Origin of the sequence: Propionibacterium acidifaciens DSM 21887 (assembly GCF_000426605.1) — a bacterium.
GTDB classification, from domain to species: domain Bacteria; phylum Actinomycetota; class Actinomycetes; order Propionibacteriales; family Propionibacteriaceae; genus Propionibacterium; species Propionibacterium acidifaciens.
The window spans coordinates 53,834-74,547 of the sequence record NZ_AUFR01000009.1; the positions used below are offsets into that span (position 1 = coordinate 53,834).

At 65.5% G+C, this 20,714-nt stretch carries 18 protein-coding genes; 7 read left to right on the forward strand and 11 right to left on the reverse strand.

Features of this window, described 5'->3' with window-relative positions; translation table 11 throughout:
* Positions 1-6 precede the first annotated feature (6 nt).
* From K336_RS0104670 to glnA, 3 genes are all read left to right on the forward strand, one after another.
* Positions 7-951: a carbohydrate ABC transporter permease gene (locus K336_RS0104670; RefSeq protein WP_021796714.1), complete on the forward strand. Its 945-nt coding sequence runs from the start codon at positions 7-9 to the stop codon at positions 949-951.
* 9 nt (positions 952-960) lie between these two features.
* Entirely contained in the window at positions 961-2,376 is a 1,416-nt protein-coding gene (locus K336_RS0104675; RefSeq protein WP_043150300.1) for an ABC transporter substrate-binding protein, read from the forward strand.
* A 198-nt stretch (positions 2,377-2,574) separates the two neighbouring features.
* Complete coding sequence (gene glnA / locus K336_RS0104680; RefSeq protein WP_021796716.1) at positions 2,575-3,996, forward strand: type I glutamate--ammonia ligase; 1,422 nt, start codon at positions 2,575-2,577, stop codon at positions 3,994-3,996.
* A gap of 192 nt (positions 3,997-4,188) precedes the next feature.
* Here the strand turns inward: glnA and K336_RS14455 are convergent, their stop codons facing one another.
* Complete coding sequence (locus K336_RS14455) at positions 4,189-4,587, reverse strand: helix-turn-helix domain-containing protein (RefSeq protein WP_043120491.1); 399 nt, start codon at positions 4,585-4,587, stop codon at positions 4,189-4,191.
* Positions 4,588-4,741: 154 nt separating this feature from the next.
* Between K336_RS14455 and K336_RS0104690 the strand changes: the two genes are divergently transcribed.
* Both K336_RS0104690 and K336_RS14460 read left to right on the forward strand, forming a co-directional pair.
* On the forward strand, positions 4,742-5,269 hold the full coding sequence (locus K336_RS0104690) for a hypothetical protein (protein WP_021796720.1): 528 nt from the start codon (positions 4,742-4,744) through the stop codon (positions 5,267-5,269).
* A 4-nt stretch (positions 5,270-5,273) separates the two neighbouring features.
* Positions 5,274-5,825 (forward strand): TetR/AcrR family transcriptional regulator C-terminal domain-containing protein, encoded by a 552-nt coding sequence (locus K336_RS14460; protein ID WP_043150301.1) that lies wholly within the window; start codon positions 5,274-5,276, stop codon positions 5,823-5,825.
* Positions 5,826-5,906: 81 nt separating this feature from the next.
* Here the strand turns inward: K336_RS14460 and K336_RS14465 are convergent, their stop codons facing one another.
* The 9 genes from K336_RS14465 to K336_RS18940 form a co-directional block, all read right to left on the reverse strand.
* Positions 5,907-6,782 carry a decaprenylphospho-beta-D-erythro-pentofuranosid-2-ulose 2-reductase gene (locus tag K336_RS14465; protein ID WP_226906044.1) on the reverse strand — a complete coding sequence of 292 codons (876 nt, stop codon included), beginning with the start codon at positions 6,780-6,782 and terminating at the stop codon, positions 5,907-5,909.
* The gene (locus K336_RS0104705) at positions 6,779-9,745 is read right to left on the reverse strand and encodes a bifunctional [glutamine synthetase] adenylyltransferase/[glutamine synthetase]-adenylyl-L-tyrosine phosphorylase (RefSeq protein WP_028706420.1); all 2,967 of its coding nucleotides are present in this window, start codon (positions 9,743-9,745) and stop codon (positions 6,779-6,781) included. Before K336_RS0104705 ends, K336_RS14465 begins: the two co-directional genes overlap by 4 nt.
* Before the next feature lie 442 nt (positions 9,746-10,187).
* On the reverse strand, positions 10,188-11,585 hold the full coding sequence (locus K336_RS14470; protein WP_081660587.1) for an MFS transporter: 1,398 nt from the start codon (positions 11,583-11,585) through the stop codon (positions 10,188-10,190).
* A 323-nt stretch (positions 11,586-11,908) separates the two neighbouring features.
* Positions 11,909-12,865: a triphosphoribosyl-dephospho-CoA synthase gene (locus K336_RS17510; RefSeq protein WP_162142558.1), complete on the reverse strand. Its 957-nt coding sequence runs from the start codon at positions 12,863-12,865 to the stop codon at positions 11,909-11,911.
* Positions 12,866-12,879: 14 nt separating this feature from the next.
* Positions 12,880-14,313, reverse strand: a complete 1,434-nt coding sequence (locus K336_RS17515; protein ID WP_162142559.1) for an L-threonylcarbamoyladenylate synthase — start codon at positions 14,311-14,313, stop codon at positions 12,880-12,882.
* Entirely contained in the window at positions 14,303-14,779 is a 477-nt protein-coding gene (locus tag K336_RS20100) for a citrate lyase holo-[acyl-carrier protein] synthase (RefSeq protein WP_081660590.1), read from the reverse strand. The genes K336_RS17515 and K336_RS20100 overlap by 11 nt, the downstream gene beginning before the upstream one ends.
* A gap of 439 nt (positions 14,780-15,218) precedes the next feature.
* Positions 15,219-15,911 carry an HpcH/HpaI aldolase/citrate lyase family protein gene (locus K336_RS17525; RefSeq protein ID WP_081660591.1) on the reverse strand — a complete coding sequence of 231 codons (693 nt, stop codon included), beginning with the start codon at positions 15,909-15,911 and terminating at the stop codon, positions 15,219-15,221.
* Positions 15,904-16,263 (reverse strand): hypothetical protein, encoded by a 360-nt coding sequence (locus K336_RS20105; RefSeq protein WP_411431118.1) that lies wholly within the window; start codon positions 16,261-16,263, stop codon positions 15,904-15,906. Before K336_RS20105 ends, K336_RS17525 begins: the two co-directional genes overlap by 8 nt.
* Positions 16,176-17,360: a hypothetical protein gene (locus K336_RS18940; RefSeq protein WP_162142562.1), complete on the reverse strand. Its 1,185-nt coding sequence runs from the start codon at positions 17,358-17,360 to the stop codon at positions 16,176-16,178. Before K336_RS18940 ends, K336_RS20105 begins: the two co-directional genes overlap by 88 nt.
* 49 nt (positions 17,361-17,409) lie before the next feature.
* Here K336_RS18940 and K336_RS14480 point away from each other — a divergent pair, with 49 nt between their 5' ends.
* A complete protein-coding gene (locus tag K336_RS14480) occupies positions 17,410-18,738 on the forward strand; it encodes an aminotransferase class I/II-fold pyridoxal phosphate-dependent enzyme (protein WP_021798591.1) in 1,329 nt (442 codons plus the stop codon).
* 101 nt (positions 18,739-18,839) lie between these two features.
* Positions 18,840-19,574 (forward strand): sterol carrier family protein, encoded by a 735-nt coding sequence (locus tag K336_RS0104720; RefSeq protein WP_028706421.1) that lies wholly within the window; start codon positions 18,840-18,842, stop codon positions 19,572-19,574.
* A gap of 36 nt (positions 19,575-19,610) precedes the next feature.
* On the opposite strand, the gene K336_RS0104725 is transcribed toward K336_RS0104720, so the two are convergent.
* Complete coding sequence (locus K336_RS0104725) at positions 19,611-20,708, reverse strand: threonine synthase (protein WP_028706422.1); 1,098 nt, start codon at positions 20,706-20,708, stop codon at positions 19,611-19,613.
* Positions 20,709-20,714 lie beyond the last annotated feature (6 nt).

Sequence of the window (20,714 nt, forward strand, 5' to 3'; positions counted from 1 at the left end):
ACGACCATGAGCACCATCTCCACCACCGGCCCGGCCTCTGAGGCCGCCACCGCACCGGCCGCCGAGCCGGCCGGCGGGCGCCGTTCCGTCGGGCACGCCCTCGCCTGGATCGTGATGATCCTCATCATGATCATCACGATCCTGCCCTTCTACTGGGTGCTGCGCACCGCGCTGTCCTCGAACGCCGGGCTGACCAGCGGCCCGACCTCGATCCTGCCGGTCGATGCCAATCTGCGCGGCTTCGAGCGCGTCTTCGGCATGCAGTCCACCGAGGAGGCGATCGCCGACGGCGGTTCCGGCGCCTCGATGAACTTCTGGATCTACCTGCGCAACTCCTTCGTCGTCGCGACACTCGTGACGGCGGGCCAGGTCTTCTTCTCCTCGATGGCCGCCTACTCCTTCGCCCGACTGCGCTGGCGGGGCCGGGACGTCGTCTTCGGCGTCTTCCTCGCGGCCCTCATGGTGCCGTCGATCTTCACGCTGCTGCCGAACTTCGTGCTGATCAGGCAGCTCCACCTCATCGACAGCCTGCTGGGCATGGCCCTGCCGACGATGTTCATGACGCCCTTCGCGGTGTTCTTCCTGCGGCAGTTCTTCATGAACATCCCGTACGAGCTGGAGGAGGCCGCCCTCCTGGACGGCGCCTCGAAGATCCGCGTGTTCTTCCAACTCGTCCTGCCGATGGCCAAGGCCCCGATCACGACGCTCGCGATCCTCACCTACATCACGGCGTGGAACGACTACTTCTGGCCCCTGCTGGTCTCCTACTCGGACTCCTCACGGGTGCTCACGGTGGCCGTCGCGGTCTTCAAGTCCCAGGCGCCCTCCAGCGGCACCGACTGGGCCGGTCTCATGGCCGCCACCCTCGTGGCGGCCCTGCCGATGCTCCTGCTCTTCATGGCCTCGGCCAAGCGCATCGTCAACTCCATCGGTTTCACCGGGATCAAGTGAGGCACCACGATGAACGAGAGAATCCCCCGCACCGGCAGGCCCTCCTCGCCCATGATCACGCGCCGCACCGCGCTCGCCTCCCTCGCGGCGGGCACCGCCGCCCTGGGTCTGGGCGCCTGCTCCTCCGACGGCACCGGCTCACAGGGCGGCAGCACGGTCGAGTACTGGCTGTGGGACTCGCTCCAGAAGCCCGCCTACGAGGCCTGCGCCGAACGCTTCAAGGAGAAGACCGGCATCACGGTCAACATCACCCAGACCGGCTGGGACGACTACTGGACCAAGCTGACCGCCGCCTTCATCGCCGGCACCGGGCCGGACGCCTTCATCGACCACGTCTCGAAGTTCGCCCAGTTCGTCGACCTCGACGTGCTCGTGCCCCTGGACGAGCAGGAGGCCTGGGCGGGCGTCGACGAGTCGTCCTTCCAGGCGGGCCTCATCGACCTGTGGAAGGGCGAGGACGGCCACCAGTACGGCTGCCCCAAGGACTGGGACACCGAGGCGGTCTTCTACAACCGGAGCATGCTCGCCGATGCCGGCTACACCGAGGAGGACGTCGCGCACTGGGACTGGAACCCCGACGACGGCGGCAGCTTCGAGGCGATGATCGCCCACCTCACCGTCGACCGCAACGGGGTGCGCGGCGACGAGGAGGGCTTCGACAAGGACCACGTCGCCGTCTACGGCCTCGGCACCAAGGACGCCGGGGACGGCGACGGGCAGACGTCCTGGAGCCCCTTCACCGGCTCGGTGGGCGACTGGTCGTACATGGACAGGCCGACCTGGGGCACCCGTTACCGGTACGACGACGCCGACCGGTTCCAGCGGACCATCGACTGGTACTTCGGGCTGGTGGACAAGGGCTGTCTGAACAGTTACGGCACCTTCTCCGACGTGACGGGGCAGGACATCCAGCTCGGCTCGGGCGCCGTGGCCATGGTCGTCCACGGCGCCTGGATGTTCAACACCTTCGCGAAGCTGGACATCGACGTCGGCATCGCCGCCACCCCGGTGGGCCCGTCGGGGCGCAACGCGTCGATGCTCAACGGCGTCGGCGACTCGGTCGTCAAGCAGTCGCCGAGGATCGCCGAGGCCTGCCAGTGGGTGGCCTTCCTCGGCACGGCCGAGGCGCAGGACATCGTCGCCTCGTACGGCGTCGTCTTCCCGGCGATCGCCTCGTCGACCGAGAAGGCCATCGAGGTCTTCGAGCGGACGGGCCTGCCCGTGGATTCCTTCACCCAGCACGTCGAGAACGGCACCGGCTTCTACTTCCCGCTGTCCTACTTCGGCGCCGACATCCTGGCCATCATGAGCCCGGCGATGGAGGCCGTCTGGTCGGAGCGCCTCCCCGCGTCCTCCCTCGACGAGGCCAACGAGCAGATCAACCTGCTGTTCGAGACCTCCTCGCACGGCAGAGGGGGATCCTGAGGACGGGCCGGCCGGGCGCGGGCCGCGATGAACATCCGGCGGGCCCGCCGGGCGCGGTCCGATCCCTGCCGCGCGGTCCGGCCCCGTAACCTCGCTGAAACCCGCGTGCAACACCGGGGGCCCCGCACCTAGTAGCGTGATGCCCGTCACCGTACGAGCAGGGCACCGGGCCCCGCTCGACTCTCCCGGGGGGAAAACATGTTCAAAGGCGCCGATGACCTGCTGAAGTTCATCGAGGACGAGCACGTCGAGTTCATCGACGTGCGCTTCTGCGATCTGCCAGGTGTCATGCAGCACTTCGTCGTCCCGTCCAGCGGCTTCGGCCCCGAGGTCTTCACCGAGGGCCTCGCCTTCGACGGCTCCTCCGTCGAGGGCTTCGCCACGATCAACGAGTCCGACATGGCGCTCATGCCCGACCCGTCCAGCGCCTGGCTCGACCCCTTCCGCGAGCACAAGACCCTCATCATCGACTTCTTCGTGCACAACCCGATCACGAAGGAGCCCTACAGCCGGGACCCCCGCAACATCGCCCGCAAGGCCCAGGCCTACCTCGGCACCACCGGCATCGGCGACACCGCCTACTTCGCCCCCGAGGCGGAGTTCTACGTCTTCGACGACGTGCGCTACGAGACCAACGGCCACAGGTCCTTCTACTCGGTCGACGCCGAGGCGGCGGCCTGGAACACCGGCCGCACCGAGGACCGCGGCAACCAGGGCTACAAGGTGCGGGTCAAGGGAGGCTACTTCCCCGTCGCCCCCACCGACCACTACGGGGACCTGCGCGACGAGATGGTGAAGCGCTGCCTGGCCGCCGGCCTCGACATCGAGCGCGCCCACCACGAGGTCGGCTCCGCCGGCCAGGCCGAGATCAACTGGCGCTTCGACGAGCTGCTCACCAGCGCCGACAACACGATGAAGTTCAAGTACATCGTGAAGAACACCGCCTACCTGCACGGCAAGACCGCCACCTTCATGCCCAAGCCGGTCTTCGGCGACAACGGCTCGGGCATGCACTGCCACCAGTCCATCTGGAACAGGGGCGAGCCGCTGTTCTTCGACGAGAACGGCTACGCGCAGCTGTCCGACATGGCCCGCCACTACATCGGCGGCCTGCTCAGGCACGCCCCCAGCCTGCTGGCCTTCACCAACCCGACCGTCAACAGCTACCACCGTCTCGTGCCGGGCTTCGAGGCGCCGGTCAACCTGGTCTACTCGAACGGCAACCGCTCGGCCTGCATCCGCATCCCGATCACCGGCCCGAACCCGAAGGCCAAGCGCATCGAGTTCCGCTGCCCCGACCCGAGCTCCAACCCGTACCTCGCCTTCGCGGCCCAGCTCATGGCCGGCATCGACGGCATCCAGAACCGGATCGAGCCGCCGGCCCCGATCGACAAGGACCTCTACGAGCTGCCCCCCGAGGAGTACGACGAGGTCGACCAGGTGCCCGGTTCGCTGTCCGAGGTGCTCGACGCCCTCGAGAAGGACAACGACTACCTGCTCGCCGGTGACGTCTTCACCCTCGACCTCATCGACACCTGGATCGCGATGAAGCGCGCGGAGATCGCCGAGCTGCAGCAGCGCCCGCACCCCTACGAGTTCGACCTGTACTACCAGATCTGAGCCGTCCGGGCCGAGTCCGGGGCCCGCCCCCTGCCACCGGGGGCGGGCCCCGGCGCGTCGGGCCTCATGCGGCTCGTCGGACGGGCCCGCCGCGCATGATCACGGCGTTCCGCATGGAGGACCCCACCAGCAAGAACGACGCCGCCCCCGATCGGGTCCTCTCGAGCCCACCGGACACCCCGTGCACGGATGTCAGATCTCGTCGCCCTCCACCGCGAAGGCGGCGCTCTGGCGTTCACGGCGCCTGCGCAGTTCGGCGAAGACGTCCTGGGTCCTCAGACGATGGTGCGTACCGACCTCATGGGCGGGAATCCGCCCCTCGTGGATCATCTTCATCAGGGTGGGGCGCGAGATGCCGAGGATCTTGGCCGCGGTGGACGTCGTGAGCTCCTCGGGAAGAGGAGTCACGCTGAGGGTGCCTCCTCTGGCCGTCGCGTCGAGCACCCGGAGAAGAAGTTCCACGATCCGCGGCGGCAGGTTCCCCGCATGAAGCGCGGGGTTCGGACGGCGCAGCTCCTCGGCCACGGCCCCTGCATCCCGGGCATCCTCGGCCGTCGTCAGGACGTGTTCATCGTCGATCATCATGGCCATGGATCCTCCTCGCCTCATCGCATCCCGTGATGCCGTGGCAGGACCGCCGCGGAACCGTCCGGCAGGAGCACCTGCCACGATATGAACTTTCACTTGTATCCGCGAGTCCGTGCTCGTCCCTCGTCCTGTCCGGAACGGCTGCCATACTTGCCCCATGGGCTCTTGGAGGGATCCGCTCGTCATCGTCGGCGCGGCACTGGCCGTGCTGGGGCTCGCCGGATGCGCGGATTCGCCGGAGCCAGGGCCTTCGGCCAGCGCCTCGTCGAGCCCGTCGACCCCGGCCGCGAGCACGTCGGACAGCCCCACCCCCCTGGCCGCCGACGACCTCGCCCTGCCCGCGCAGTTCGACGGCTGGAGCGCCCAGGAGTCCCCCACGCCGGCGCCGACGACCATCGACAACACCCCGGCGGTCATGCAGACCGGCGTCTACTCCGACGGCACCGGCACGCGCCTGGTGACGCTCATCGCGACCCGCGACAAGGGCTACCTGGAGTCGCTGCGCAAGAAGACCAGCGACACGACCGAGGTCGGCGCCTCCGTCTGCGGTGCACCGCAGGACGTGCCGCAGGCCGTCACCTGCACCCGCGAGCTGACCGGTGGCCTCATCCAGGTCACCGCGACGGGGCCTGCCGCCGAGGAGCTCGGCGCCTTCACCAACGGGCTCTACGACTCCCTGGGCTGACCTCATGGCTCTCAACGACACGGATGTCACCGACGCGGCCCTGGCGATCCTCGACGAGTACGGCCTGGCCGATCTCACGATGCGGCGCCTGGCCGACTCTCTCGGGGTGAGGGCCGGCGCCCTCTACTGGCACGTGAGCAACAAGCAGACCCTGCTGGCCGGGCTCGTCACCGTGATCCTCGACGGCCTGGAGGAGCCCGCAGGGCCGTGGCGGGCCGGGCTGGCCGGGTGGGCCGATGCGCTGCGCTCGAGGCTTCTGGCCCACCGGGACTCGGCCGACCTCGTCGCCACGATGCGTGCCATCGGCATGGCCGCGACCGATCTCGCCGACGGCCCGGCCGCCTGCCTCACCGGGGCGGGGCTCGAGCCGGAGCGGGCGGGGCTCGGGGCCCGCACGCTCGTCCACTTCGTCATCGGTCACGTCAACGAGGAGCAGCAGCGGGTCCAGCTGGGCCCGCTGGCCGGCAAGGACGCCCCGCCGGTCCCGTCGGGGGCCGAGGACTTCCGCGCCGGTGTGGGGCTGCTCCTGGACGGCATCGCGGCCCAGTTCCCCTGAGCCCCGTCGGCCGCGGGGGCGTCCCGCGCGACGACGCCCTCGTCGGGCACGGGCCCGACCGGGCGACCGCGGCCCCGTCGGTCACCAGGGCATCCTGCGCGCCAGCGCCTGCGGCATCAGCCTGAAGACCGTCATGACCGGCCCGAAGACGGCCGGCACCCGCACCAGCTCGCGGCCCCGCTCGTCCGCCTCGGCGACGGCCCGCCCGACGCGACGCGGGTCGACGGCCAGCGGCATGCTGCGGCCGGCCGTCATGGCGCTGCGCACGAAGCCGGGCCGTACGACGAGCACGCCGATGCCGTCGGGGCGCAGGGCTTCGCGCAGGCCGGTGAAGAAGCCGTCCATGCCGGCCTTGGAGGCCCCGTAGACGAAGTTGGGGCGCCGCACCCGCTCGGCGGCCACCGAGCTGATCGCGATGATGCGCCCGCGGCGGCCGGTCGCCCGGGCCTGCCCGCGCAGCCGCTGGGCGACGAGCACGCCGATGCTCACGGCGGCCGTGGCGTTGACGGTGAAGACGGTGACGGCGGCCCCGGCGTCCTGCCAGGCCCGCTCCTGGTCGCCGAGCACGCCGAAGGCGAGGACGACGCGGTCGACCGGCCCGGCGAGGGCCTCGGCGACGGCCGCCTCGTGAGCGCCGAGCTCGGCGACGTCGAGGTCGACGATCCGCACCCGGGTCGCGCCGGCCTCGAGCATCGCCCGCCGCGCGGCGGGCACGCGCGGGGCGCCGGGCCGGCAGACGAGGACGACGGGGCGGGGTGCCGCGGCGAGCAGCTCGGCGGCGACGGCCAGGCCGATGTCGCTCGTCCCGCCGAAGACGACGAGGGAGCCGTCGGCGCCGTGGCCCGCCCCGCGGCCGTCGCCGGACGGCGCGGGCTTCCCGCCGGGGGCGTGCGTCATGCCGGGGACGACGCGCCCGCCGACGGGGCGCGGGCGCTGCGGGAATCTCGGGTGTCTCATGAGTCGCGCTCCCAGAAGATGCGGTCGACGACGTTCGAGGCCCTGCGGGAGGTGCGCTCCCAGTCCTCGATGAGCTCGGAGGCGTTGGCCATGTCGCGGTGCAGCTGCACGGCGATGGCGGCCAGGTCGCGCGGGTCGGAGGGCAGCAGGTCGCTGGAGCGGCCGCTCACGAGCATCGTGTGGTCGCGCAGGGCGCTCGCCAGCCGCCACGCCCGGCCGAGGGCCCGGGCGTCGGGCTCGTCCACGAGACCGGCCTCGCGCAGGGCCGTGAGGGCCGTCATCGTCGTGGGCGTGCGCAGCCCGGGCATCCGGCCCGCGTGCTGCATCTGGAGCAGCTGCACGGTCCACTCGACGTCGGACAGCCCGCCCGGGCCGAGCTTGAGGTTGCGGTGCGGGTCGGTGCCGCGACGGATGCGCTCGCGCTCCATGCGGGCCTTGAGCCTGCGGATCTCGGCGACCTGCTCGGGCCTCAGCCCGTCGGCGGGCCAGCGCAGGTGGTCGACGCCCGCCAGCAGGGCCTCGACGAGGCGGCGGTCCCCCGCCCCGTGGTCGGCGCGCACGAGGGCCTGGTGCTCCCAGGTGCTCGACCAGCGCTCGTAGTAGCTCAGGAAGCCCGACAGGGTGCGCACCATGGCGCCGTCCCTGCCCTCGGGGCGCAGGCCGGCGTCGATCTCGAGGGCCGGGCCGCGGCCCGGCGCCTTGAGCAGGGCGCGCAGGCGGGCGACGACCCGGGTGGCGACGGTGATCCCCTCGGGGTCCGTGCCGTCGGGGACGACGAACATGGCGTCGGCGTCCGAGCCGTAGCTGAGCTCCGCGCCGCCCCAGCGGCCCATCGCGACGACGCCGATCGGCGGCACCGGCCCGTCCTGCTCGCGCGCGGCGATGGCCAGGGCCACGTCGATGGTGGCGCCCATGACGGACGACAGGCCCGCGCCGACGTCCTGGGTGCCGATGAGGCCGAGCGCGTCGCCGAGGGCCAGGCGGGTGAGCTCGCGGCAGCGAACGGTGCGCAGCGCCTCGACGGCCCCGTCGGTGTCGTCGTGGCGGCGGGCGGCGGCGCTCATCGTCTCGACCAGGGCCTCGCGGGGCCTGACGGCCAGCTGGGAGGCGTCGGCGAGCATCTGGACCGCGCCGGGAACGTAGCCGATCATCCGGATGACGTAGCGGCTGCTCGACAGGATCGAGGCGAGCAGCTCGGCCATCTGGCCCTCGTCGCGCAGGGCCCTCATGTACCAGCTCGTGCCGCCCATCTCCTCGGAAAGCTGGCGGAAGCTGAGCAGGCCGAGGTCGGGGTTGGGGCCCTCCGCGAACCAGCCGAGCATGGCGGGCATGAGCTGACGCTGGATCTCGGCGGTGCGGCTGGCCCCCGTCGTGAGGGCCCTGATGTGGGACAGCGCCGAGCGCGGGTCGGCGAAGCCGAGGGCCTTGAGGCGGTCCTGGGCGGCCTGCGGCGACATGCGCAGCTCCTCGTCGGACAGGTGCGAGACGGCCTCGAGCAGCGGCGAGTAGAAGATGCGGCGCTGGCGGTGCTCGACGTCGCGTGCGGTGCGCCGCCAGGCATCCCACAGCTCCTCGCCCTCGTGCATGCCGAGGGAGCGGGCGATGCGGCGCCGGTCGTCGTCGCCGGACGGCATGAGGTGGCTCCGGCGCAGGGAGAACAGCTGAATGCGGTGCTCGACGGTGCGTTCGAAGCGGTAGGCGCGGTCGAGCTCGGAGGCGTCGCCGCGGCCGATGTACCCGTGGGCGGCCAGGGCGTGCAGGGCGGGGAGGGTGCCGCGCAGGCGCAGGCGCTCGTCGACGCGCCCGTGGACGAGCTGGAGGAGCTGGACGCTGAACTCGACGTCGCGCAGGCCGCCGGAGCCGAGCTTGATCTCGGTCCGGGCGTCCTTGGCCGGGATGAGGCCGACGACCCGCCGACGCATCGCCTGGGCCTCGCTCATGAAGTCGTCGCGCCCGCCGACCTGCCAGACGAGGGGCTCGACGATCCGGCAGAAGCCCTCCGCCAGCTCCGGGTCGCCGGCCATCGGGCGGGCCTTGAGCATGGCCTGGAACTCCCAATTCCTGGCCCATCGCTCGTAGTAGGCGCGGTGGGCCGAGAGAGTGCGGGTGAGCGGGCCCTTCTTGCCCTCGGGGCGCAGCGCCGCGTCGACCTGCCAGATGGTGCCGCAGGTCGAATGGGCCGAGCAGATGCGCGTGGTGGCGGCGGCGATGAGGTTGCCGATGGCGGTGGCCTCCGCCGTGGTGACCGTCTCGTCGGCGGGCTCGGCGACGAAGAGCACGTCGATGTCGGACAGGTAGTTGAGCTCCTGGGCCCCGCACTTGCCGAGCGCGATGACGCCGAGCCTCGCCCGGGCCTGGTCGACGACCTCGCTGCGGGCGATGGTGAGGGCGCAGACCATGACGGCGTCGGCCAGGTCGGCCAGCTCGGCGGCGACCGAGCCGACGGCCAGCACCGGGTCGGGGGACGGCAGGTCGCGGCCGGCGATCCGCACCAGATGGCGCCTGTTGGCCAGGCGCAGCCGGTCGGCGGCGTCCGGGGCGCCGGCGACGGCACGGGCGAGCTCGCCCGGCTCGGCCCCGATCAGGTCCGGCAGGCCGATGTCGGCCAGCAGGTCGTCGAGGATCTCCCGGGCCGACCAGCGGAGGGGCTCGGCCGCGAGCACCCGGGCGTCCTGCGGGTGGGCCCCCAGGTGGTGGCCGAGCGCCTGGCTGAAGCCGATGACGGCGACGAGGCGGCGGCGCCATCCCTGGTCGGCCATGATCTCGCCGACCAGCTCGGGGGCCTGCTCGAAGAGTTCGGCGAACGCCGCCAGGCCGAGGTCGGGGTCGGCCGCCGTGGACAGCTCGTCGATGAGTCCTGCGGGGTCGACGGGAAGGGAGCCGAGCACCTCCGCGGCATGGGCGACGCCGGTGAACCCGCGCCGCGCCAGGACACCCGTCAGTGTCATCCTGCGTGCTGCCATGGCCCCTCCCGGTCGCCGCGCGCCCGTGCCGCGGTGGTCAGCACCGAGCCTAGTGGAGGGAGGTGCCGGGGCGGGTGGCGACCTCGGACGGAGGCACGGCCCCGGATCACTGGCACGAATCCGTCGTGCCCGCCGTGATGCCAATGGCCTCTCCCGGTTGGACCATCGGCCACCGCTGGATCCGCGCGGCCGTCTGGCCGGTATGTTCTCTCCGCCCATCACCTTGTCGGTGGCCACGGGGACGGTCCAGCGATCGAAGTGCCACCTGCGCGAGACCGCCAAGGACGAATGATCACCGATCGGGGTCGGACGGACCGCCGGAGACACTCGTTCCTCATGCCCAAGAACGGCCCAACGACAGAAAGGAATCTGGTCAGCTCCCCGGTGAACGAGTCTCGACGGATCCTGTGGAGACGGCCGGCGAATCAGCAGGATCGTACCGTCATCCCGTTCCTCCGTCGACCGGATCACGACTCCTGGATTGCGATCTGAGCAGCATGGCAGCGAACGCCAGTGCAGCAAGGATCGAAATTTCCTGGAAGAAGAGCGCTTCGACGTAGTCGGAGGGAGTGGCCCCAAGCGTGCCGGCGTTCGACATCATGGATCCAGTGATGGCGACACCGACCGCCCCGAACAGCTGCTGGGCGGTGGTGAGGATCGCCGAGCCCGCCCCCGCGTCCCGCACCGGAAGATGACGCAGCACGACTCCGGTCACGATGGGAAGAATGGAGCCGTTCCCGAATCCGAACACGAACAGCGGTGCGAGAAACGCCCAGCCACGGGCAGCACCGAGGGACACCAGGACCATGACGATTCCGAGTCCCGCAGCACTGGTTGCGGAGCCGGCAACGAGCACCAGAGGAGCACTGATCGCACGCATGATCCCGGGACCGAGCACTGAGGCCACGACGAACCCGATGCCGATCGGGACGAAGAACAACCCGGACTGCCAAGAGGTGAGATGCACGATGGACTGGAAGTAAAGCCCCAGAAGGAAGAAGAAAGGAATTATTCCTATGTACAGGGCACCGTTCAGGAAAACACCGAGCACGAACCCGGACGACTTGAAGAGCCGGTAGGGTATGAGCGGCACCGATCCTCTCACGGCTGCAGCATGTTCGTGATATATGAACAGCCCGATGAACGTTCCCCCCGCCGCAAGCAGCACGACCCCCGCAGGAAACCGTTCCAGCCGGGTCGGGTCGAGCAGGGGGACGAAGAGCAGCACAACCGAAGCCGCGAAAAGTATCACACCGAGTGTGTCCATCCTCACCGCGGGCGCTCCTTGGTCGTGGACCAGCCAGCGCCCACACCCCAGCCAAGCGAGCAAGCACACCGGAACATTGATCAGGAAAATCGGCCGCCAGCCCAGACCCAGGACATCGAGACTCGGGATCATGCCACCGAAGACCTGTCCCATGACCTGACCGAGACCCAACGAAATCCCGAACCAGGACAGCGCCCGTGTGCGTTCCTCCCCAAGATAATTCACCCTGATCAGGGCCAGGACCTGCGGGACCATGACTGCCCCCGACAGCCCCTGGCCAAGGCGCGCCGCAACCATTTGGGTCGCGGTCCCCGCCAAGCCACAGCACAGAGAGGTCATCGCAAACATCATCAGCCCAGTCCGGTACACTCTGCGTCGGCCGAACCTGTCACCGATCCTGCCTCCCGTGATCAGCCCCAGCCCGTACACGAAGGCATAACCACTGATCACCGCCTCCAACTGCACTGACGATGCGCCAAGATCCCGACCTATCTGATAGGCAGACACGTTTATCACGAACTGATCAAAAATGGACAGGAAGGCACCAACGAGCACAAAAAGAAGTCCTGTCATCTTGCCTCTACTCTCTGACAGAAGAATCCGCTCCCATGGAAAACGCCAAGAAACCACCGATTTTATTTTACGTCATTTCCATTTCAGTCAAAGCTCTGAAAACTTGTCTCCGTCATCGACGGATGGGCTCCACATCCCTTGCGGACACACTTCTAGAAGATTGTTCACAACAACAGTAGACCTGGCTACCACTGGGGACCATGTTTTTCCGCCGAGCCTCCATGAATAGATCCTCGAGCGACACGGAAGCGCACCAATTCTGTGGTGAGCCCCTGAACCTCTTCCCCCCTTGATTATTTCATGATGACAGCCCAAGAAGAGGGTCAGATCCAGAAAGATTGGCCATCGACTCCCTCGCATAGAGAAGAATAATTCTTCTTGCAAGCCACACGGCCATGACTCGACCACAAATGAAGATACAGGCTGACCGCAGTGAGATCAGCCGCTCCCCCCGGACTGATCCGCAATCGAGTAAACTCACCATTTGCACGTCGGATGAGTCGTTTCCCTCGCTTCGTGAAAATACTTCCATTGGCCAAAATGTCATTTGCACGATCCTGCACGAGAGCTAGCCTCTTAGGATCATTGACACGGTTGAGAACCGTCGAATCCTGCACCACGGCCATGAGAGAAATCAACGTATGCGTCAAAGCCGCCCCGATGCGCACACCACGATTTAATGATAGCTCAAGAGCAGGAATTCCATTGTTCAACACACTGGAGAAACCCGAGATTACTTCTCCGCGGATCCCCTGCACACCGAACATCCTCCAAGCTCTCAACCCACCCGATAGATGATCAACGGAGTCACTGTCATCATCGGAGAAGATCATGTCAGAAAGCAGAGCAGGAAACGCCAATTGCCGCGCCACAAGACATACTTGCGAAGGATTGAGGAAAGGCTCACGATCCACAACAATCCGCGCAGCAGCCGCCAAGAGAACTCCGAGAAAAATTCCTCCTTTGTGGGTATTGACTCCACCAGTGACCCTGAACATCACCTGTTCGCCATATTTCCCAATGCTACGTAGTTCTGCGAACAAGCTTGAGCAAGAATTTATAGCCTGCCCCACATCAAGGTTTGCGCACAGCAAAGCCGCATCGCGAAAAGTATCTCGAAGACTGCACGCGCTACGCAGAAGCGTGAAGACATCCATATCCGTGTGGCTGGCCGTTTGTGACGCTGTGACAAGTCCTGGCTTTGACTCTGCAGCGGCTTCCGCGGCAAGCGCATAAACAATATCCTCAGCGAGGAACTCAGCCGACTCATCGGTGGCCATTGATGTTGACAGGCTCATAAGCAGAGCAAACCACCATCAACATGAAGGGCTGTCCCAGTCACGTAACTGCTCAACGGGGATGCGAGAAAACAAACAGCATCGATGATATCAAAAATATCAACTGCTCTCCCCAGCGGTATGCCAGCAAGAACATCATGATTCCCCGCAACGAACAGATCCTCAGTCATCGGCGTACGGATGAGTCCAGGGCAAACGGCATTCACTCGTATGCCGCTGGAAGCCAAATGACGAGCCGCCGAACGCGTTAAAGGCAACAGTGCCCCCTTGCTGGTCTCATACGCCACTCCCGTATAAGGGCGACTGATTTTCCCGAACACTGATGAAACATTCACGATCGATGAATGCATCCCCATGTATGGCGCAGCAGCACGAATTCCATAGAAGGCGGCCGATGTATTGACAGCAAAACTGAGCTGCCAATCGTGCCGGTCAACCTCATCAAGCTGCCTTGACTCAAAATACCCTGCGTTATTTATAAGTAGATCCAATCCCCCCCACTTTTTCAGAACATGTTTCACGGCATCACCCCACTGCACAGGATCCGTCGCATCCAGCACACGGAACTCCACATCGAAGTCTTGAGCAATCAGTTCCTCTGCCACTGATTCTCCGGTTTCGCTCTTGTCCGTGACCAATGTGCGCACGCCTGACTGAGCAAGAACGCGTACAAGCTCAGAACCACGTCCACGCGCAGCCCCAGTGACCAGCGCCGTCATTCCAGCAAGAGTCGGGTGCCAAGTTGCAACGCTCTGCTGCCGACGCTTGAGCCTTGTTTTGTAGTCTTTCGTTCGGTCAACCAGATCCGGAAGGTGTTTCCGCACATCCGTCAGCGCGATCCGACCGGCCCTGACAAGCAGTGGGGTTCGTCCAGTGAGGTCGACAATGGTATTACCAGAATCAGAAACCGCAGGGCCTCCGTCAACCATCAGAGAAACCTTATCCCCTAGCTGATCAGCCGCCTGACGGAACGTGACCAACTGCTCACCCTGACCTGACAGATTCGCTGAAGTACAAACACCCCAGCCGCCGATTTTTTGCAACAATTCTACAAATACTGGATTTCGATGACAGGCAACGGCCACGGTAGGCAATCCCGCCGTGATATAATCAGGAACTTTCGAACGACGCTTGGGAAGAATAAGCGTAAGCCCTCCAGGCCACAGATCTTCCGCCAGAGCTTTTACGCGATCATCCACGAGCGCAACTTGATCCAACAAACCCGGGCCGGACAAGAAGATCGTCAACGGAAAATCTGAGTCCCGTTTCTTGATCTCATATATTCGGGCGGACCCAGCTTCCTGCGCAGGAGAAGCAAGCAACGTGTAGTGCGTATCCGTCGGGGATATCACTACTTCACCGCGCACAAGGGCCTCAGCCGCCAGACTGATGTCCTGCTGACTTGTTCCAACCACACGCCTAGGACTCACTACTGTTCTCTCCTCGCATCTTCCCATTCGGACGCGCCCTATGAAGAATCGCTCTTCCAATCAGGGAGATCCATATTTTGACTATTGTTCTCGGACGAGAGTGCCTGCTCTTCACCACGCACTCTTTTGACGGTGACCCACACACATAGCAGGAACGAGGAGGAAGACCAAGAGAATGCCTGGTGACAGGAATGACACCATCATAAACATCCACATCGACCAAGAAACCATACCATAGGTCCTGCTCCAAACGCACTGCCATCCGTTTCGTCTCCAACGGTCCAGGCGAAAACTGCAAGATGTACGTGCCACAGACCCGGTGAACAGCCCCATATTCACCATCGAGTCGACAGCGCATGGCTCTCACAACACGAAGGCAAAAAGAGTCGATGATTGGCGACGGAAGCGCGCCGTGAGGCACTCGCCGGCCAACAACCAGAACACCCGCTCCTGGTTGCCTCCCCATATCGCGAATCTTCCGCGAGACGCAGTCACGTCGTTTCAACTCGTGATCATATGCCCACTTCACCGGTCACCAGTTCTGATTTCATTCGTAACAGCCATCAATAAAACGCCTTCTCGTAGGTGTCATTGCTTGTAGGTCAAGACACCCGCAGCCCCTTGCCCGAGGTATCCATTGACACACCCTGAGTGCTTCTGGGAAACCAAATACTCCACGACCCGCCTGAGAGGAGCCCCGCCACAAATCACCCGAACCGGTGAAGGGCCGACCACGAGGACTCTGTGGAGTTCGATAGGTTCTTCTGGTCCATGACGGTAAAACCATCGCCCCCACCCCACAGAATGTCCTCACTTAGTCTTACCCTCGCACCCTGCATCGCCTCAAGTGGAGAGAATGCCCCCTCTTGGACAGGACACACATGAAGCCGGTCCTTGCGCAGCGTCTACGAACAGGCGTCGGAAAATGCCTCGCGCGTAACAGGAATCTGCGCAGGGTGGATAACACTCTTCCCATGAAAACCAAGACTCGCGGCTCTCAATGCGTCACCGAACACGAGATCTCGCGAATGATAATCGGAGAATACAGTGTCATATGCGGGCAGTCCACATTCACGGGCAACAGCGACCAACTGACGTTTCGCCTCCCACAAGGACTCAAGGGACTCACTTTTGATGTCAGCCAGATAGTCTCCACCACCAAATGTCAGTGCCTTCACCTGCGGAAAAGTTTCGACAATCCTTGTGATATCACTAAAAATCTCCCTGTTCTCGATCATCAATTCTAGTCGGACAGAACTTTGATCCACGAATTCCTTTGTCCACGAAAAGAATCGCGATACATCCTCAAATCTCCGCGCCCCCGGAAGACGAATCGCACGCAAACCGAGCGGAACAAGTGCACTCAGGTCATCATACAGAGCAGTACCACGAGGTTGATTCACCCGAATTATGAGATTCTCGACGCCTGGATGAGCCCGCAGGAACTCTCTGGCAACATCTCGTGCGCTATCTTTTTCGTCACTTGGCACAGAGTCTTCCAAATCGACAACAACTTCGTCGACAGATACTGTCAGTGCATGCTCAATGTACCCCGGCTTCGTGGCTGAGACATATAAAGAGATGACGTGGTCAGTCATGAGGAGCCCCCTGCTCCCTCCAACGCCTGAAGGCTGTGGCAAGCCGTGCTCTCACAGCCCATTCCGACGCTGCGTTATCAAGAATCTTGATCCGAACATTATCAATGCCCCGCTGAGTCAAAGTCTCGTTGACCAGTTCACGAATCAGTCGTTCGGCCTGGTCACCGAGCGGACTGATGACCCTCACTGAGACGGACGAGCTTGATCGAATCTCGACAAGAACGTCTCCAGACAGCTGGCTTCCTGCATTCACAGCACTCATCGTCAGCGGGCTCCTTCCAGCACAGCGCGCAATCCGTGCGGCCAGCGTGCAGGATTCGTGCCGTGCTGCATGACAGCCGCCCATGCCCATCGCTCCAGTCCGAAAGCCGTACAACCTGTCCATGCGGTTCCACCATCACTCAACATGATGTTCGAAGTCGAACCGAAGAAAGTCCCGCTGATGTTGAACGATGCACAGGCTGAATCTGCATCCCGATAGGGCAGATCAAGGCGAAGCTCAAACTTCGCGTCCGGGTCGAGCTCGCACTCAGGACGCTCACCGCGGAGGAAGAAGGGATCATGGCCAGCTTCGACGACCCCGCTCAAGCCCCACTGTTCGACTAGTCGGAGAACACGTTCCTGTGTCTCGTCTCGACAGTCACGAACGAACTGACGCGAACCCAAGTAAACAATTTCTCGCATTTGAAAGTCCCAGAGACGCTCCAACGTCGACGCATTACGCCCTTCGTACCGATAGCAGGTACCACGCGTGGTCACAAGAGTGTTGCCCTCCAAAGTTTTTTCTTCATTCGCCATGTAAACATGGAAACACGCCGCTGGCGCGAGGACATGCGTACGTTCCTGAAAACCAGAATAATCACGCGGCGGCCGACCACGATGATTCACCGTGTAGTCGCTGAATTTTTCAGCAGCATCCACATCCGTCTGCATCATCGTCGGATACATGATGTTCTGCGGAAAAGCGTCGAAGTAATGACACTTCTCGAAAAACTCGATGGGCAGCAACGTCGAGTATTCACGTTCACAGGCCCCCATACTTGTTCCAAGACGGCGAAACTCATCATCGAATCCTCTTGCGAGTGCCGTCATCAATTCTCCGATCTCCGTGTCCGCGAGGCCGAGTCGTCGTACTAACCCTGCATCCGCCGCACCCGCCGGGTCAGCCCCCCTCACATCTTCACCTGACGACTCGATCCCAACACGTCGTGGCACCGCATCAATGACATTTGTCGACTGAGCGAACCGTGCCAGCGTCATCCTCACCTTTCGATCGATCTCGGATTCCTCATTCTCTGCGAGGCTCCAGACATGCACACGCCGACGCTCGACTGGATCAATGTAGAAGCGAGCGATGTTAGGACTCGCGAAGTAGAGCCAGTAGGCGGCCTCTGAGAGGCAGTCGGCAGCGAGCGGTGCATCCAGCACCACGTCCATCTCGAACACCATGTCCCCCCATACTGTGACAGATCAGATAAAATCTGATACAATACAATCCGTGTTCGCCCTTGACAGTACCAGCATCCGTTCCGCTCGACAATTGGTCCATCTCATCGAGGACGCGATCGCCACTGGCCAGTGCCAGCCGGGCGAGCGGCTCCCCGCCGTGCGTGAGCTCGCATCGCTCGCGGACCTGAGCCCTGTGACGGTCTCAGCAGCCATCCGCGACCTGCGCCAGCGCGGTCTCCTCGTCACGGAGGGCCGGCGCGGAACTTTCGTGTCCACGGCCCGGGCCCATCCGCCCAGCCGTCTGACGATCGACCGACCCGCAGAGTCAGTGGACCTGTCCAGCGGCCATCCCGATTACACCCTCCTGCCTGCGCTCCATGACACGCCCGTGTCCCTTCCTGCCCGCCCGGACAGCGCAACTCGGCTGGCCGAACTGGAAGAGCTCTTCAGACAGGGATTCGCCGCTGATGATGTGACCGCCGAGCACATCGTCTTCACCCACGGAGCCATGGAAGCGGTCGGAGGACTCCTGAGATCGGCCCTCTCCCAAGGCGATGCCGTCGCAGTGGAGGATCCGGGATACCCGCACGCGCATCTCCTCGTGGATCTTCTCGGCATGAGGAAGACCCCCATCGCGCTCGACGATGAGGGGATCTCCCCGGAATCGCTCCGTCAGGCGATCCGAGCAGGCGCGAAGGCCGTCATCATCACCGCACGCTCGCAGAACCCCACAGGGGTCGGGACGACACCGCAGCGCCATGCGGCGCTGCACGCCATCATCTCCGAGCATCCGGACCTGCTGGTCATCGAGGACGACTACCTCGCGTATCTGACCAGTGCACCGCTGAGGACACTGACCGGCATCACGACCCGGTGGGCCTGCATCCGGTCGTTGTCCAAGAGTCACGGTCCGGATCTGAGGTTCGCGGCCCTGTCGGCTGATCCTGTGACCGCCGACCGCTTGGACAGAACGCTGCTCATCACGTCGGGCTGGATTCCTCGGACCATGCAGGAACTCGTCCTCTCCCTCATGACGGGCCAGCACACGCTCCACGCCCTCAGGAATGCCGCACGCACCTATGACAGAAGACGACACATCTTTCTTCAGACGCTCCGCAGACACGGGATCCCGGTCACCGGGACGAACACCACGGGGCTCCATGTGTGGATACCGACCGATGACGAGGCGCGTCTGTGCACGGACCTGCTCGCCAAGCACTGGAGCGTCGCACCAGGCTCACTGTTCAGAATCAACAGCGAACCCGCCATCCGAGTGACCACGACTTGCCTGCTGTCCGATCAGGCGGAGGCTCTCGCCGCAGATCTCGCCGCGATCCGCGCGCACAGCGCCATGGACATCGGCTGCAAGGCCCCATGACCATCCCGCATGGCCGGCGGCGGATGGAGCAGCGGGTAGCCTCAATGCCGTCAGCAGGCCCCGATGGGCACCATCGACACGGGCAGCGGAAGGAGGACACCATGACGGCTCGCTCCGAGACCGCCGCACGGAGGGCGGCCGGCACCTGCGTGGCGCTGCTGCGGGCGCTGCGGGCCGCGGTCTGCGACGACCCGCGTGCCCTCGCCGAGCTGACGCTGGCCGCCGACGAACTGGCGGCGGCCGCCGCCAGCCCCCTGCGGGCCGCCGCGATGCCGCTCGCCGACCACCTCGAGGCCCGGGAGCGCACCCGTGCCGCCCGCGCCGGCCGCGTACGGGGGCTCATGGCCGGCACGGACCCGGATCGTCTCGCCGTCCGTGCCGACGAGGCGATCGACGCCTGCGAGCGGGCCCTGGAAGGAGCCGGGTGCGGCACCGTCGGCACCGAGGAGGGCCCGGTGCGGCTGGTCGACGTCGTCCGGGCGCTCACGATCGAGGCGCGCCTGCTCGCCGACCGCTGCGGCGTCGTCCCGGACCGGGCGGGCGCGGCGCAGGCCCTGCGCGCCTGCTCCCAGGTGCTCGGCGAGCGCTTCGGCGGTCTGAGCATCGAACTGCGGGTGCCCCCGACGACGGCCGTGCAGCTGAGGGCGCCCGGCGGCGGGCCGGTGCATCACCGCGGCACCCCGCCGAACGTCGTCGAGACCGACCCGGACACCTTCTGGGCCCTGTGCACGGGCGCCCTCACGTGGGAGCGGGCGCACGAGAAGCACCTGCTGCGCGTCTCGGGCGTGCACGCCGCCGAGGTCGCACGGATGCTGCCGGTCGTCAGTCCGCGCTGACCCGAGGACGGTCAACGCCTGAGCGCCCGGAGCGGGTCAGTGGTCGGACTTGAGGCCGGCCCCGCACATGGTGGTCAGGCAGTCCGGGGTTGGGCCCCACTGGCGGCAGTACTGCCAGTAGGCGGCCAGGTTCGCGGCCGTCGTGTGCTCGCAGTGGACGCCCCGGGCATCGAGCGCCGCCCGGGCGGGCAGGATCTCGTCCTCGGGGGCGTGGACGAAACGCACGCCGTATCTGCGGGCGCAGGCGAGGATCTGCGCGCCGCGCATCGGCGCCCCGATGGCGATGCCCTCGGCGAGGGTGGGTTCGGGCGTGACCGCCGCAGGCTGCGAGGCCCCGGCCTCGGCCGCGCGCAGCAGCGGATCGCAGCCGGCGGCCTGCACGGCGATGATCTGCGGCATCGCCTCGATGAGCCCGGCGTCCAGCAGCTCCTCCAGGCCCTTCACGAGCCCGAGGAACAGGGTGCCGTTGCCCACCGGCACGAGGATGTTCGCCGGGATGCGCCCCAGCTGCTCCCAGATCTCGTAGGCGAAGGTCTTCGTGCCCTCGTAGAAGACCGGGTTGTAGACGTGGTTGGCGTAGTAGACGCCCTCGGCCGCGACCTTCGCGCGGCAGACGTCGGCGCAGTGGTCGCGGCTGCCGGGCACGACGTTGACGGCGGCGCCGCTGGCCCGGATCAGGTCGATCTTCTTCGGTGAGGTGCCCTGCGGGACGAAGATCTCGCAGCCGATGCCGGCCCGGGCGCAGTAGGCGGCCACGGCGTGCCCGGCGTTGCCGCTGGAGTCCTGGACGACGCGGTCCACCCCGATCGAGACGCAGTGCGCGATGAGCGCGGCCGCCCCTCGGTCCTTGAACGAGCCGGTGGGCATGAGGTAGTCCATCTTCAGCGCGAGGTCGTCGTCGAAGTCGATGATCGGCGTCATGCCCTCGCCCATGGTGACGGACTGCCATGTGGCGTCGTCGTCGAGTTCCATGAAGGCCCGGTAGCGGAACATGCTCCACTCGCGCCGGTCGACCGCGGCGGGGTCGAACGGCGGGTGCTCGTGCTCGAGACCCCACAAGCCGCCGCAGCGGCAGCGGGGCGCGCGCGTGGCGGACGGTTCATGGGCCCCGCAGCGGGAGCAGACGAACATCATGGCCGA